The sequence below is a fragment of the Streptomyces sp. NPDC057743 genome, from assembly GCF_042798755.1.
Lineage (GTDB): Bacteria > Actinomycetota > Actinomycetes > Streptomycetales > Streptomycetaceae > Streptomyces.
The window spans coordinates 222,050-236,653 of sequence record NZ_JBHVJX010000013.1; the positions used below are offsets into that span (position 1 = coordinate 222,050).

The 14,604-nt window shown below is 76.1% G+C and carries 6 protein-coding genes and 1 pseudogene; 1 reads left to right on the forward strand and 6 read right to left on the reverse strand.

What is annotated here, in order from left to right; genetic code table 11:
- Positions 1-208 precede the first annotated feature (208 nt).
- From ACFVFQ_RS17630 to ACFVFQ_RS17650, 5 genes are read right to left on the reverse strand one after another with little or no spacing between them, the layout of a single operon-like run.
- Positions 209-1,168 carry an ornithine carbamoyltransferase gene (locus ACFVFQ_RS17630; protein WP_383416246.1) on the reverse strand — a complete coding sequence of 320 codons (960 nt, stop codon included), beginning with the start codon at positions 1,166-1,168 and terminating at the stop codon, positions 209-211.
- Positions 1,168-7,686 carry an amino acid adenylation domain-containing protein gene (locus ACFVFQ_RS17635; protein ID WP_383416249.1) on the reverse strand — a complete coding sequence of 2,173 codons (6,519 nt, stop codon included), beginning with the start codon at positions 7,684-7,686 and terminating at the stop codon, positions 1,168-1,170. The genes ACFVFQ_RS17630 and ACFVFQ_RS17635 overlap by 1 nt, the downstream gene beginning before the upstream one ends.
- The gene (locus ACFVFQ_RS17640; RefSeq protein WP_383416252.1) at positions 7,683-12,854 is read right to left on the reverse strand and encodes an amino acid adenylation domain-containing protein; all 5,172 of its coding nucleotides are present in this window, start codon (positions 12,852-12,854) and stop codon (positions 7,683-7,685) included. Before ACFVFQ_RS17640 ends, ACFVFQ_RS17635 begins: the two co-directional genes overlap by 4 nt.
- A 58-nt stretch (positions 12,855-12,912) precedes the next feature.
- Positions 12,913-13,128: an MbtH family protein gene (locus ACFVFQ_RS17645; RefSeq protein ID WP_383416255.1), complete on the reverse strand. Its 216-nt coding sequence runs from the start codon at positions 13,126-13,128 to the stop codon at positions 12,913-12,915.
- Between the two features lie 46 nt (positions 13,129-13,174).
- Positions 13,175-13,501: a hypothetical protein gene (locus tag ACFVFQ_RS17650; protein ID WP_383416258.1), complete on the reverse strand. Its 327-nt coding sequence runs from the start codon at positions 13,499-13,501 to the stop codon at positions 13,175-13,177.
- Between the two features lie 387 nt (positions 13,502-13,888).
- Here ACFVFQ_RS17650 and ACFVFQ_RS17655 point away from each other — a divergent pair, with 387 nt between their 5' ends.
- Positions 13,889-14,434, forward strand: a complete 546-nt coding sequence (locus ACFVFQ_RS17655) for a GNAT family N-acetyltransferase (RefSeq protein WP_383416261.1) — start codon at positions 13,889-13,891, stop codon at positions 14,432-14,434.
- On the opposite strand, the pseudogene ACFVFQ_RS17660 reads toward ACFVFQ_RS17655, so the two are convergent.
- Positions 14,406-14,604: pseudogene (locus tag ACFVFQ_RS17660) on the reverse strand (hypothetical protein); the annotation flags it as partial. The gene ACFVFQ_RS17655 and the pseudogene ACFVFQ_RS17660 overlap by 29 nt on opposite strands.

Genomic DNA, 14,604 nt, shown 5'->3' on the forward strand with positions numbered 1-14,604 from the left:
GGAGGGGACGGGCCGGAGGGGTGGGGGTGCCAGACGTAAAGCGAAGCAGTCTGGCACCCCCACCCCGGAGGACCGTCACCGCACCCCGACAGCCCCGCGCAGCGGACACAAGTCGCCCCGCTCCGCGCAGCGGCACCACCCCGCGCAGCGGACAACAGTGCCCGCGCCGCAGGCGCAAAGACAGCAACCCGCGCGGCGGGAAAGCCGGCTACGTGGGAAGCAAGCCAAGCGCAGCGGACCGGCACCACTCCAAGACCGCCATCGCGGAGTGCATCTTGTTCTCGGCCTGCTCGAAGGCCAGGCTCATGGGCCCGTCGAGGACCTCGGCGGTGACCTCCTCGCCCCGGTGGGCGGGCAGGTCGTGCAGGAACACCGCCTTCGGGCTGTCGGCCCACAGCTCCGCGCGGACCTGGAACGGGGCGAACGTGGTGCGCCAGTCGGGGTCGGCCTTGGCGGTGCCGGTGGTCTGCCAGCGCGCGGTGTAGATGACGTCGAGGTCGGCCGGCAGTCCGTCCATGGTGTGGCGCTCGCGCAGCACCGCCCCACTGGCCGCGGCCTGCCGCGCCGCCTGCTGGGCGATCGCGGCGGGGAGCCCGTAGCCGGGCGGGGTGCGCAGCTCCAACTCCACGCCCGGGTAACGGGTCAGGGCCAGCGCCAGGGCGGTCGCGGTGTTGTTGCCCTCGCCCAGGTACAGCACGCGCAGCCCGTCGATGCGGCCGAAGTGCCGGTACAGCGTGGTCAGGTCGGTCAGGGCCTGGGTGGGGTGCTCCTCGGCGCTCATCGCGTTGACCACCGCCATCCGCCCCTGGCGCGCCCAGGCCCGCATCTCCCGGGGGTCCCCGGCGGTGCGCGCCACCAGCACGTCCAGCATCCGGGAGAGCACCCGGCCGGTGTCCTCGCTCGTCTCGCCGGTGTTGGTCTGGAGGTCGCCCGGGCCGTAGGAGAGCAGGGAGCCGCCCAACCGCAGCGTGCCGGCGGAGAACGCGGTCCGGGTGCGGGTGGAGGTCTTGGCGAAGTAGACGCCGGTGACCAGGCCGTCGAGCGGCCGGCCGGCGTCGGCGGTGCCGGCGGCGAACGCGGCGCCCCGGCCGACCAGTTGGTGCAGGTCGGCGTCGGTGAGGTCGTCGAGGGATATCAGGTGGCGCACGGTGCGGGCGTCCTTGGGCATCAGTGGTCTCCCGGAGGGGTGGTGTCGAGGGCGTCGGCCAGCTCGGCGACGGTGGGGTGGGCCAGCGCGGTGGCCGGATCGAGGGGGAGCCCGGCCGCGCGGGCGCCGGCCAGGACGCGCAGCACCAGGAGCGAGTCGCCGCCCAGGTCGCCGAAGTCGTCGTGCACGCCGACCCGGTCGAGGCCGAGCGCCCCCCGCCACACCTCGGCGAGCCGCCGCTCGGTGTCGGTGCGGGGCGCCACGTAGGGGGCCCGGACCGCGGTGTCCGCCCGGCACGCGTCGGCCGCGGGGGCGCCGGTCCGGTCGTACTTGCCGTGCGCGGTCAGCGGCAGCGCCCTGACGATCCGGTAGCCGGCCGGGACGAGCGGGGCCGGCAGGAGCGTCCGCAGCCGGGAGCGGAGCTCCGCGGGGCGCGGCGGGCGGCCGGGGGCGGGCACCACCCAGGCGGTCAGGCGGGGTTGGCCGGCGGCGTCCGGGAGCGCGGCCACCCGGGCCTCGCGGACCCGCGGGTCGGCGACGAGCGCCGCCTCGACCTCGGCCGGCTCGACGCGGTGGCCGCGCACCTTGAGCTGACGGCCGACCCGCCCGGTGAACTCCAGGGTGCCGTCGGGCAGCACGCGGGCCAGGTCGCCGGTGCGGTAGAGCCGGGACCCGGGCGGCCCGTAGGGGTCGGGTACGAAGTGCCGGGCGGTCAGGCCGGGTTGGTCCGCATAGCCGCGGGCCAGCCCGGGTCCGCCGAGGTGCACCTCGCCGACGGTGCCGTCGGGCACCGGCGCCAGGCAATCGTCCAGGACGCGCAGCGTGGTGCCCGGCAGCGCCCGGCCCAGCGGCACCAGCGGGCGCCGCTCCCGGCCGGTCGGGCGGTGCGCGGTGGCGGCCACCGTCGCCTCGGTCGGCCCGTACTCCGCGGCCAGCCGCAGCCGGCCGCCGCCGGCGGCGACCCGCGCCGCGACCCGGGCGGCCTGCCCGGACGGATAGGCGTCGCCGGCACACACCAACAGGGCGGCCAGGTCGCCGAGTTCGACGTCGGAGAGCTGCTGTTCGAGCAGGGCGAGATGACCGGGGGTCAGGCCGACGAAGGTGTGCGGGGCGCCGTCGACCAGCAGCCGACCGAGCTCCTCGGGTGCCCACCGTGGCGGCAGCAGTCGCACCGTGCCGCCGGTCAGGAGCGGGACGAAGAGCGCGGGGACGCCGAGGTCGGCGCCGAGGGAGGTGAAGAACGGGGCATCGGCCGGGGCGTCTTGGGCGTAGGCGTGGACCGCCCAGCCCAGGTAGTGGGCCAGCGCGCGGTGTTCGACCGCGACGCCCTTGGGGGTGCCGGTGGAGCCGGAGGAGTGCAGCACGTAGGCGAGGCGGTCCGGGGCGCGGTCGGGCGCCGGCGGGTGGTCGCCCTCGGGCTCCCCGGCTTCCTCGGGCGCTTCCGGTGCGTTCACCCGCAGCTCCGGGAGGCCGCCGGCCCGGCCCGCGTGCGCGTCCTCGGTGACGACCAGGCGGCAGCCGGCGCCGGCGAACAGGGCCGACAGGCGGGCGTCCGGTGTGTCCGGGTCGACCGGCACATAGGCGGCCCCGGCCTTCCAGACGGCGAGCAGGGCGACGAGGAGGGCCGGGCCGCGGTCCAGGAGCACCCCGATGCGGTCCTCCGGGCCGGCGCCGTGCCGCCGCAGCCGCCGGGCCAACGCGCCGGCCCTGGCGTCCAGTTCGGCGTAGCTCAGGCGGGCGTGTGCGGCGGTGACGGCGGGTGCGTCCGGGGTGCGGGCGGCCTGCGCCTCGAAGGCGGTCAGGACGTCGTCGAAGGGGGCGGGGGCGGCCGGCAGGGCGGCGAGCGCGCGGCCCGACTCCCCGTCCTCGGGGTAACCGCGGCGCGCGTCGCCGTCCGGGCCGCCGGCGGCCATGTCGGTGAGCACCGCGAGGTAGAGCCGGGCCAGCCGGTCGGCGCGGTCCCGGCGCAGGGTGCGGGTGTCGGAGGCGAGCGTGAGGTGGTCGCGCAGCGGGGTGCCGACGACCACCGGGAACTCGTTGGGGCTGTCGTCGCGGGTGGCGAGCGGGTCGACGAGGTCGGTGTCCACCTGGTGGAAGTCCAGGTAGTGGAAGAGCACGTCGATCGGGTGCGGGTCGCCGGGGCGGCGCATCGCCGGCATCGGGAACCGCCGGTGCGGCCAGAGCTCCACCTCGGCGGCGAAGACCTGTTGGGCCAGCTCGCCCCAGGTCCGGGCGGTGCGCCGGTAGGGGAACGGCACGGAGTTGAGGTACATGCCGGAGACCCGCTCGGCGCCGCGCACCTCGGGCCGGGCGTCGGCCACCAGGCCGCCGCGGAAGGCGCCTTGGCGGGTGAGCAGGCCCAGCACCTTGCTGTGCGCCGCGTGCAGCACGCTCTTGTACGGCACCCCGGCCGCCGACGCCAGCGCCCGCAGGCCGGGCGCCAGGTCGGCGAGCGGCAGGTCGATGCGGTACCGCTCGGCCGGCGCCTGGGGGTCGCCGGCCCAGCCGGACGGGATCTCGAACTTCTCGTACGAGTCGAGGAGTTGGCGCCAGTAGGCGCGGTTGCCCGCGTCGTCCAGGGCGCGCAGTTCGGCGGCGATGAAGTCGGCGTAGCGGACCGCGGGCGCCGGTGGGGCCGGGTCGGGCGCGCGGCCCGCGCGCAGCCGGCGGTAGGCGCCGAGCAGCTCCATCAACTGGTTGTGGTAGCTCCAGCCCTCGATGGCCGGGTGGCCCTCGGTGATCGACAGCCACCAGCCGCCGTCGTCCAGGAGGTGGGTGGCCATCCGCATCAGCGGCGCCCGGGCGGGGTCGAGCAGGCGGTGCCGGTCGGCGTCGGCGAACTCCACCAGCGCCGGCCACCGTTCGCCCTCGGGCAGGTGCCGCAGGTCCTGGTGGGCGTAGGGCATCGTGGCGCGCTCGTGCACGAGCTGGAGCGGCCGGCGGTACCCGGTGAGCGCGAACGAGGTCCGCATCGCCTCGTGGCGGGCCACGACCAGGTCGGCGGCGGCGCGGAAGGCCGCCGGGTCGAAGGGGTGCGGATCGCGGATCCTGAACGAGGTGATGTTGTGGTACCGGTGCACGTCGCCGTCCCGGAACATCTCGACGAACATCCCGGCCTGGGTGCGGGAGAGCGGATAGGCGTCGACGGCGTCGGCGGGCAGCGCGGCCCGCTCCTCGGCGTCCAACAGCGCGAAGCGGGCGACCGGTTGGAAGCCAGGACCGCCGGCCAGCGCGCCGTCCCGGACCGCCCGGCACAGCCGGGCCACGGTGCGGTGCTCGAACAGGTCCCGCACCGCCACCGCCAGACCGGCCTCGCGCAGCGCGCCGGCCAGCGCGACCGCGCGCAGCGAATCGCCGCCCAGGTCGAAGAAGTTGTCGTGCACGCCGATCCGGCTCAGGCCCAGGACCTCGGACCAGAGCGCGGCCATCGCGCGCTCGTCGTCGTCGCGCGGGTCAACGTGCGCGCCGACCGCGGTGGCGGCCCGGTCCGGGGCGGGCAGCGCGGTGCGGTCCAGCTTGCCGTTGGCGGTCAGCGGCAGCGCGTCGAGGGTGACGAACGCGGCCGGGACCATGTAGTCGGGCAGGTGGGCGCCGAGCAGGCCGCGGAGCCGGGCCGGGGCGAGCGCCGCGGCGTCGGCGCCGGCGGCCGGCACGAGGTAGGCGACCAGCCGCTTGTCGCCCGGCGCATCCTCCCGCACCAGGGCGACGGCCTCGGCGACCGCGGCGTCGGCGGTCAGCACGGTCTCGATCTCGCCCGGCTCGATCCGGTAGCCACGCAGCTTGACCTGGTGGTCGATGCGGGAGACGAAGTCGAGATTGCCGTCGGGCAGCACGCGGGCCAGGTCACCGGTGCGGTACAGCCGGGACCCGGGCGGCCCGTAGGGGTCGGGCAGGAAGCGCTCCGCGGTCAGCCCGGGGCGGCCGGCGTAGCCGCGGGCTAGGCCCACCCCGCCGATGCAGACCTCGCCGACGGCGCCCAGCGGCACCGGCCGCAACCGCCCGTCCAGCACCCGCATGGTGGTGTTGGGCAGCGCCCGGCCGATGGAGACCAGCTCGACGTCCTGGGGGCCGTCGATGAAGTAGGCGGAGTTGCCGACGGTGATCTCGGTCGGGCCGTACTCGGCGGCGAGCCGGGTGCCGCCGGCCTCCGCGGCGCTCAACCAACGATCGGCGAGCCGCCCGGTGAAGGCGTCGCCGGCCGCGATCACCAGCCCGGCCAGGCCCGTCCGCTCCGCTTCCGTCAACTGCTGGGTGAGCAGGTCCAGATGGCCGGGGGTGAGCTTCACGAACGCATACGGGGCGTGTGCCATCAGCAGCCGGCCCAGCTCGGTGATCTCGAAGTCCTGGTCGAGCAGGTGGACCGGCTGGCCGGTCATCAGCGGGGTGAACAGGTCGGGCACGCCGAGGTCGAAGGCGACCGAGGAGAACAGCGGGGCGCCGCCGGTGCCGGCGCTCGCATACGCGTCGACGGTCCAACCGAGGTAGTTGGCCAGCCCCCGGTGGGTGATCAGCACGCCCTTGGGACGGCCGGTGGAGCCGGAGGTGTAGATGACGTAGGCGAGGTGGTCGGGGTCGTAGCCGCCGGCGGGCGGGGCGAGCGGGGTGGCCGGGCAGCGCCGCAGCGCCGCGCGCTCGGCGTCCTCGTCGAGCACCACGGGCCGGGCCGCGGTGCCGGCCAGCCGCGCGGCGTGCCGGCGCTCGGTGACCACGAGCCGGGAGCCGGTGTCGGCGAGCATGAACGCCAGTCGGTCGTCCGGGTACCCCGGGTCCAGCGGGACGTAGGCGGCGCCGGTGCGCCAGATGGCCAGCAGCGTGGCCACCAGCTCGGGGCCGCGGTCCAGCAGCACGCCGACGGTGTCCTCGGGGCCGGCGCCCAGCTCGCGCAGCCGGTGGCCCAACCGGTCGGCGCGCGCGTCGAGTTCGCGGTAGGTGGTCCGCCGGCCGCCGTGCACGAGGGCGGTCGCGTCCGGGGTCGCCGTGGCCTGGCGGGCGATGGCCTCGTGGACGGGGCGCAGCGCTCCGGCGTCGAGCGGCGTACTGGTGCCGACGGGCTCGGCGGGGCCGTCCAGCAGCAGGGCGCGCTCGGACTCGTCGAAGAGGTCCAGTTCGGAGACCGGGGTGTCCGGGTCCGCGGTGGCGGCGGCCAGCAGCCGGGTGTAGTGGCCGGCGAACCGGCGGGCGGTGGCGGCGTCGAAGAGGGCGGTGGCGTACTCCAGCGCGCCCGCGAACGAGCCGTCGGGGCGCTCCTGGAGGTGCATGGTGAGGTCGAAGCGGGCGGTGCGGGCCTCCACCTCGACCTCGGTCGCCGTCAGGCCCGGCAGGTCCAGCGGCTCGGTCCCGTCGGCCCGGGTCAGGTCGAACATGACCTGGAAGACCGGGGTGGTGGACAGGTCGCGCTCCGGCTCCAGCGCGTCGGCGAGCCGGTCGAAGGGCACCGACGGGTGGTCGAAGGCGGCCAGCACCGCCTCCCGGCCCCGCTCCAGCAGCTTGCCGAACGGCTCCTCGCCCGCCCAAGTGGCCCGCAGGACCAGGCTGTTGTAGGCATAGCCCACCATGGTGGCCAGCTCCGGCCGGTTGCGCGCCGAGACGGCGGTGCCGACCGCCACGTCCGGGGTGCCGGTGTGCCGGGCCAGCAGCGCCTGGAAGGCGGTGAGCAGCACCATGAACGGGGTGGCGCCGTGCGCGGCGGCCAGTTCCCGCAGCCGCTCGGCGACCGGCGCCGGCACGGTGAAGTGCTCCTGCGCGCCGCGCCAGGACCGCACCGCGGGGCGCGGCCGGTCGGTGGGCAGGTCCAGCGAGCTCAGTCCGGCCAACTCACGCCGCCACCAGTCGAGTTCGGCGCGCACCTCGGGACCGTCCTGGTGCGCGGTGAGCCAGGCGGCGTAGTCGGCGTACTGGACCGGCTCCGGGGCGAGCGCCGGCTCCTCGCCACGCAGCTGCGCGCGGTAGAGCGCGGAGAGCTCGCGCAGCAGCAGCGGGCGGGTGGCGGCGTCGCAGGCGATGTGGTGCACCACGAGCACCAGCAGGTGGTCGTCGGCGGCGAAGCGGACCAGGCGGACCCGCAGCGGGGCCCGCTCGGCGAGGTCGAGCGGCGCCAGCGACGCCTCCTCGGCGTCACCCAACGCGGCGGCCGCGCGGTCCGCTTCGGGCAGGCCGGGGCGGTCGGACGCGACGAAGTCCACCGGGCCCGGCGGGTCGATGACCTGCCGGGGCTCGGTGCCGACCAGCACGTAGCGGGTGCGCAGGATCTCGTGGCGCTCGGCGAGCCCGTCCAGCGCCCGGCGCAGCGCGGCCTCGTCCAGCGGGCCGCGCAGCCGGTACGCCACCGGCAGCAGGTACTCCGGCGCGGCCGGGTCGAGCTGGTGCAGGAACCACAGCTGGCGCTGGCCCGCGGAGAGCGCCAGCGGCTCGCCGCGGGGGACGCGCGTCAGGCCCTGGCGGGCCCGCGGAGCGGCCCCGGACAGGCGCCGGCGCAGCAGCTCCGCGCGCAGCGCCGCGGCCGAGGCGGCGTCCGCGGGGGTGGCGGCGGGTTCGGTCATTGCTGGTACTCCCTGTGTGCGGCGGCCAGTTCGGCATCGCTCAGTGACGCGATCTCGGCGCGTACGGCGTCCTCGACGGCCGCGGCGAGGCCGGCGACGGTGGGGTGGTCGAAGAGGGTGCGCAGCGGCAGCGCGACGTCGTAGGCGTCCTGGAGCAGGGCCATGACCCGGGCGGCCCGGATCGAGTCGCCGCCGAGCCGGAAGAAGTCGTGCCGGGCGCCGATCCGCGGGGCGCGGCCGTCGGGCCCGGTCAGCACCGCTCGCCAGATGTCGGCGACGGCCTCCTCCAGCGGGCCCTCGGGCGCGGTGTGCGGGACGTCGTCGGCCACCGCGGCCAGGTCCGGGGCCGGCAGCGCGGCCAGGTCGACCTTGTGGTGGCGGGTCAGCGGCAGGGCGTCGAGCGGCACCACGACGGTGGGCAGCATGTAGCCGGGCAGCTGCCGGGCGCAGTGGTCCAACAGCGCCTCCCGGTCCGGGAGTCGGTCGCCGGCCGGGACGCAGTAGCCGACCAACCGGGCCTGCTCGCCACTCCCGTGGGCGACCACCACCGCCTCGGCCACCGCCGGATGGTCGGCCAGCACCGCCGCCACCTCGCCGGTCTCCACCCGCCGGCCGCGGATCTTGACCTGGCCGTCGGCCCGCCCGGCGAAGACCAGGGTGCCGTCGGGCAGCATCCGGGCCAGGTCGCCGGTGCGGTACAGCCGGGCGCCCGGCGGCCCGTACGGGTCGGGCACGAAGCGTTCGGCGGTGAGCGCCGGCCGGCCCACGTAGCCGCGGGCCAACCCCCGCCCGCCCAGGCACAGTTCGCCGACGGTGCCCGGCGGGACGGGGCGCAGCCGGGCGTCCAGGACGCGGGCGGCGACGTGCGGGTAGGGCCGTCCGATGGCCAGCTCGGCGGCGGTCTCGGGCACGGTCCAGCGGGTCGCGGCGATGGTGGCCTCGGTCGGGCCGTACTCGTTGACGAACCGCTTCAGGCCGCGGGCCAGTTCACGGGCCAGGTCGGGCGGGCAGGGCTCGCCGCCGGTCTGGCCGACCAGCGGGCGGTCGCCCAGGCCGCTGTCGCGCAGCAGCCGCCACTGCGGGTGGACGGCCTGGAGGTGGGTGACGCCGGCCCGGTCGATCAGCTCCACCAGCGCCGGGTAGTCGGCGGTCTCGTGATCCCGGGCGAGCACCACCCGGCCGCCCGCGAGCAGCGGCATCACCAGCTCGGTGAGGGAGATGTCGAAGGAGGCCGGGGCGAGCGCGAGCCAGGCGTGGTCCGGCCCGAACTCCAGGTGCTCCCGGGAGGCGGTCAACAGCCGCAGCAGCGACCGGTGTTCGACGCCGACGCCCTTGGGGCGGCCGGTGGAGCCGGAGGTGTAGAGGACGTAGGCGAGCCGGGCGGGGTCGCGCCGGGCGGCCGCGGGCGCGGTGGCCTTCGCGGTGGTCGCGTCGTCGGGGGCGGCGTCGGGGGCGCCGACGGTGAGGTGGGCGCCCCGGTGGTGCGGGGCCAGCCGGGCGCCGCCGGCCGGGTCCGAGACCAGCACCACGGCCCGGGAGTCGGCGAGGACATGGGCGAGGCGGGCATCGGGCGAGGCCGGGTCCAGCGGCACATACGCGGCGCCCGCCTGCCAGCAGCCGAGCAGGCAGGCCAGCAGGTCGGGGGAGCGGGGCAACAGCACGGCGACGGTGGTCTCCGGGCCGGCCCCCAGCGCGCGCAGCCGATCCCCGAACCAGGCGGCACGGCCCAGCAGTCGGGCGTAGCTCCACTGTGCGTCGCCGCAGACGACGGCGACGGCGTCGGGGGTGCGGCGCGCGACCGCGGCGAAGGCGGTGGCCACGCAGCCGTCGGGGGCGTCGTCGGCGGCCGGGACGGCGGCGCCGAGGGCGAGCAGCCGGGCGCGCTCGGCGTCCGGCAGCAGCTCGGCGTCGCCCAGCCGGCCGGTGGGGTCGGCGGCGAAGGACTCCAGCAGGCGCACCCAGCAGGCGGCCAGCCGCTCCACGGTAGCCGGGTCGAAGAGCGCGGTGGCGTACTCGACCTGGCCCAACAGGGAGCCGTCGGCCTGCCGTTGGACGACGAAGGTGAGGTCGGTGCGGGCGGACTGCCAGGCGGCCCGGAACGCCGCCAGGTCGGCCGCGCGGAGCGCGGTGCCGGTCCGGCCCTCCTCGTGGAAGTCGAACATCACCTGGTAGAGCGGGGTGCGCGCGGGGTCGCGCTCCGGGTGCAGCGCGCGGACCAGGTGCGCGAACGGCAGGTCCTGGTGGGCCAGGGCGTCCAGCACGGTGTCGCGCACCGCGGCGATGGCGTCCGTCACGGTGCCCGCGTCGTCCGGGCGGCACCGCACCACCAGGGTGTTGAGGAAGTAGCCGACGGTCTGCGCCACTTCGGGGCGGTGCCGGCCCGCTACGGGCATGCCGAGGGTGAAGTCCGCGCGGCCGGAGAGCCGCCCGAGCAGCGTGGCGAACGCGGTCAGCAGCGTCTGCTGGAGGGTGGCGCCGGCCTCCCGGCCCAGCGCGGCGAGCCGTTCGGTCAGGGCGGCGGGCACCGCGAAGGTGTGCAGCGCGCCGCGGCCGTCGCGCTCGGCGGGGCGGGGGCGGTCCGAGGGCAACTCCAGCGGCGTCGCGCCCTCCAACACCCGCTGCCAGTAGGCGAGTTGGGCGTCCAGTGCGGTCTTGTCGGCCGCGGTGCGACGGCGCTGCCAGGCGGCGTGGTCGGCGTACTGCACCGCGACCTCGGGCAGGTCGGGCCGGCCACCGGTGTGCACCGCCGCGCCCAGGGCCAGCAGGTCGCGCTCCAGCAGGACCGAGGACCAGCCGTCGCAGGCGAGGTGGTGGATGCCCAGCAGCAGGGCCTGCCCGCCGTCGGCGGTGCGCAGCAGCAGGGCCCGCCACACCGGGCCGCGCGCCAGGTCGAAGCCGCGGCCCAGCTCGGCGCGGGCCGCCGCGCGCACCGCGTCGGCGACGTCGGCCACGGCGGTGCGCAACTCCACCGGGCCGCCCGGCGCGTCGACGACCTGGACGGGGTCGGCGTCGTGCACCTCGTAGCGGGTGCGCAGGATCTCGTGGCGCTCGGCCAGGCGCCCGAGGGCGGTGCGGACGGTCTCCTCGGTCCACTCCCCGGGCAGTCTGATCCACACCAGGTCGGCCCATTCGGGGCTGCCCGGCCGCAACTGCTCCAGCAGCCAGAGCCCGCGCTGCCCGTGCGACAGCGGCAGCCGGCCGGTGCGGGGCACCGCAACTACGGCGTCCTGGGCGTCGGTTGACGTCAGCGCCTTGTCTGACCCGTCCGACTCATCCGACCCGTCCGACTCGTCCGGGGCGCCCAGGAGTGCCGCCTGGTCGGCGACGGTGAGGGCGGAGAACAGCGCGCGCAGCGCGATCCGGCGGCCGGCGGCGGCGGTGAGCCGGCCGGCGAGCTGGCCCAAGTGGAGGGAGGAGCCGCCGCGTTGGAAGAAGTCGTCGTGCGCGCCGACCGAACCGGCGGGCAGCTCCAGGGTCTCCTCCCAGGCCCGGGCGACGGCCCGTTCGGCGGCGTCGCGCGGCGGGACGTGCCCGGCCCCGCCGTCGTCGCCCGGACCGGGGGCGGGCAGCGCGGCCCGGTCGGTCTTGCCGCTGGCGGTGCGGGGGAAGCCGGCGACCGGCACGAACACGGCCGGGACCAGCGGGTCCGGCAGGGTGCGGCGGGCGAACGCGCGCAGCTCGGCCGGCGTGGGCGCGGCGCCGCGCGGCTGCACCCAGGCCACCAGCCGCTGCCCGCCCGCGCGGTCCGGGGCCGTGCCGACGACCACGCCGTCCACGCCCGGGTGGGCGACCAGCGCGGCCTCCACCTCGCCGGGCTCGATCCGCACGCCGTTGACCTTGAGCTGCTGGTCCAGGCGGCCCAGGTACGCCAACGTGCCGTCGGCGCCCAGGCGGACGCGGTCGCCGGTGCGGTACATCCGTGCGCCGGGCGGCCCGGAGGGGTCCGGGAGGAACCGCTCGGCGGTCAGCGCGGGTCGGCCGAGGTAGCCGGTGGCGACCCCGGCGCCGGCGGCGTACAGCTCGCCGGTGCCGCCGGCCGGCACCGGGCGTCCCTGGGGGTCCAGGACCAGGGCGCGCACGCCCCCGAGGGGCCGGCCGATCGGTACCGGGCCGGTGGTCTGGGCCGGGTCGAAGCGGTGCTCGGTGAGGTCCACGGAGCACTCGGTGGGCCCGTAGGTGTTCCAGATCTCCACCTGCGGCACCCGGGCGAGCAGCCGCTGGCACAGCTCCGCGTGCAGCGGCTCGCCGGCGCTGAACAGCAGCCGCAGCGCGTCGCAGCCGTCCCAGCCCGGCGCGCCGACCAGCGCGCGCAGCACCGAGGGCACGGCCTGGAGGACGGTGATGCGGCCGGCGGCCACCGCGTCGAGCAGCGTCGCCGGGTCCCGTTCGACGCCGTGCGGGGCGAGCACCACCGTGCCGCCGCCGATCAGCGGCGCGAACAGCTCCAGCCCGGCCGCGTCGAAGCCGATCGTGGTCTTCTGCAACACCCGGTCCGCCGGCCCGAGTTGATGCCGGGACGCCAGCCAGCGCACCCGGTTGGCGATGCCGCCGTGCGGGACGACGACGCCCTTGGGGCGGCCGGTGGAGCCGGAGGTGTAGAGCACATAGGCGGCCCGCCGGGCGGCCTCAGCGGGCCCGCCGGGAAGCTCGGGCGCGGTTTGGGGGAACGACGAACTGCCTTCGGGGCCTGCCTCGTTGAGTTCGTCGAGCAGCAGCAGTCGGGTGCCGTCGTGGGCCGGGAGGGCCAGCCGGGCGGCGCGGTCGGTCAGGACCAGCGGGGCCCGGGTGTCGGCCAGCGTCCAGGCGAGGCGCTCGGTCGGGTGGTCCGGGTCCATCGGTACGTAGGCGGCGCCCGCCCGCCACACCGCCAGCAGGGCCACCACCAGGTCGGTGTCGCGGCACAGGGCCACGCCGACCAGGCTGCCCGGGCCGATGCCCAACGACCCCAGCCGGTGGGCGAGTTGGTTGGCCCGCCGGTCCAGCGCGCCGTAGGTGAGGGCGGCCTGGCCGGCGGGGAGCGCCTCGACCGCGACCGCGTCGGGCGTGGCCGCGGCCTGCGCCGCGATCAGCGCGGGCAACAGGGGGAGCGGCCCCGCCGCGCCCGGCGCCCCGAAGTCCCCGGGCGCCCGCCCGGGGGACGAAACGGCCGACAGCGTCCAGTCGTTCACAATGCTCCTAAGGCAGCGTCGCCGCGCGGGCGGGAAAGGGGGGCGCCCCGTGGGCGGTTCAGTCGGCGGCGGACCGTGCCATCCGGCGGCGCAGGCTCAGCGGGCGCATGTCGGTCCACACCGCGTCGATGTGGCGCAGGCACTCCTCGCGGCTGCCTTCGGTCCCCTCGGCGTACCAGCCGTCCGGCAGCGGCCGGTCGGCCCACCAGATCGAGTGCTGTTCCTCGTCGTTGCGGACCACGCGGTAGGTGTGGTCGCTGCTGTGGTCGTCCATGCGGTTCCCAGGGTCGGGGGCGGGCGGGACGGTGAAGCGGGCGCGGTCAGTCCGCGATGATGCGCTTGACCGTCGCCTGGAACTCTTCGTAGGTGCCGTTGCGTTCGGCGATGCCCGCGATGTGCTCGGCGATCTCGCGGAACGTCCGCCCCTCGAAGCCCTCCAGCTCTTCGAGGACCTTCAGCTCCAGCTCGTTCTCCAGGTCGAGCAGGACCTGGACCATGGAGAAGGAATCCAGGTCGCGCAGTTCTTCGGGCTCCGGCACGTCGGGCTGCTCGGCGCAGATCGTGGCGGCGGTCCGGCGAATCAACTCGGTGAATTCGTCGAGGAAGGTCGGGGCGCTGCTGTCGGTGGCGATGGCGTTTTCCAACATGGTTTTCGTCTACGCTCCTTGGCCGCTCGCGCGGTCGAAATTCATCCGCCGTGGGGCGGGCCGGTACCGAACGGAATGAAAGCCCTAAGGCCGATCGGGGCGACCGTAGCCCGCGCCGCATCCGGCGGGCAATGCGGTGCGGGCGGCATTTATCTCCGACCGTCCCGCCGGCGAGACAACCGCCGCTTCCTCGCTGGTCGCTGCTTGACCGCCGGCCGTGCGCCGGCCTAGCGTCCGGTGCTTCCAGGGCCTTGGCCGACCGGATTCAAAGCCGGCCCACGCATTGCCCCGCGCATTCCCCGCCGTATACAAATCGGTGCAGAAATCAAGGGATTTACGACGGGCCGGCGGTCCGGGTCGAGCACGGCGAAAGAGGTAGCTGGTCCAATGTTGTTTCCGCACACCGAGACCGACCGGGTCGCACTGCGCCCGGCCGGCCCGCAGGATGCCCCCGAGGCATACCGCATCCTCTTTGAATTGGGGGCCGCGGGACTTCCGGTACTGGACGCCTTCGTCAAGAATTTCGGCGAGGGGCTCTCGGCGTGCTTCCTGGTCCACGACAAGGGCACCGACGAGGTCGTCGGGCTCAGCACGGTGTCCTGCGCCACGTCCGCCGGGCACGCCCGGATCGAGGTCCACCTCGCCGGGCCGGCGGCCGCCGAACTCGCCGGCGACGTCCACGCGTTGACGGTCAACTTCGCCTTCGCCATGTGGCGGCTGCGCAAGGTGTACGTCCACCGGACGTCGCCGGACGCCGCGGAGCTCGGCCTCGGGACGGCCACCGCCGACCTGGTGCGGGCCGAGGCGGTGCTGCCCGACCACACGTATTTCCACGGCCGGTTGTGGGACGTCCACATCCTCGCCGTCCACCGTGACGACTGGAACACCCACGGTGTGCCCCTGCTCAAGCAGATCGGCTGCCTGCGGAGGTGACGTGCCGCGTTGACTCCTCCCCCTCGCAAGGGAGGGGGATTCCTAGCTCACGTCGCCTGACCCCCGGCGGGGGTGCAGGTCTTACACGATCAGCACTAGCCGGGACAGAGACCAGCCCGGACCAGCATCACGCGGGCGGAGTTCTTGTCTCTGGGCGAGACGGCTCCGCA

Coding starts and splice junctions, on each gene's coding strand:
- ACFVFQ_RS17630 (WP_383416246.1), bottom strand. CDS start 1,168: ATGCCCAAGGACGCCCGCACCGTGCGCCACCTGATATCCCTCGACGAC.
- ACFVFQ_RS17635 (WP_383416249.1), bottom strand. CDS start 7,686: ATGACCGAACCCGCCGCCACCCCCGCGGACGCCGCCTCGGCCGCGGCG.
- ACFVFQ_RS17645 (WP_383416255.1), bottom strand. CDS start 13,128: ATGGACGACCACAGCAGCGACCACACCTACCGCGTGGTCCGCAACGAC.
- ACFVFQ_RS17650 (WP_383416258.1), bottom strand. CDS start 13,501: ATGTTGGAAAACGCCATCGCCACCGACAGCAGCGCCCCGACCTTCCTC.
- ACFVFQ_RS17655 (WP_383416261.1), top strand. CDS start 13,889: ATGTTGTTTCCGCACACCGAGACCGACCGGGTCGCACTGCGCCCGGCC.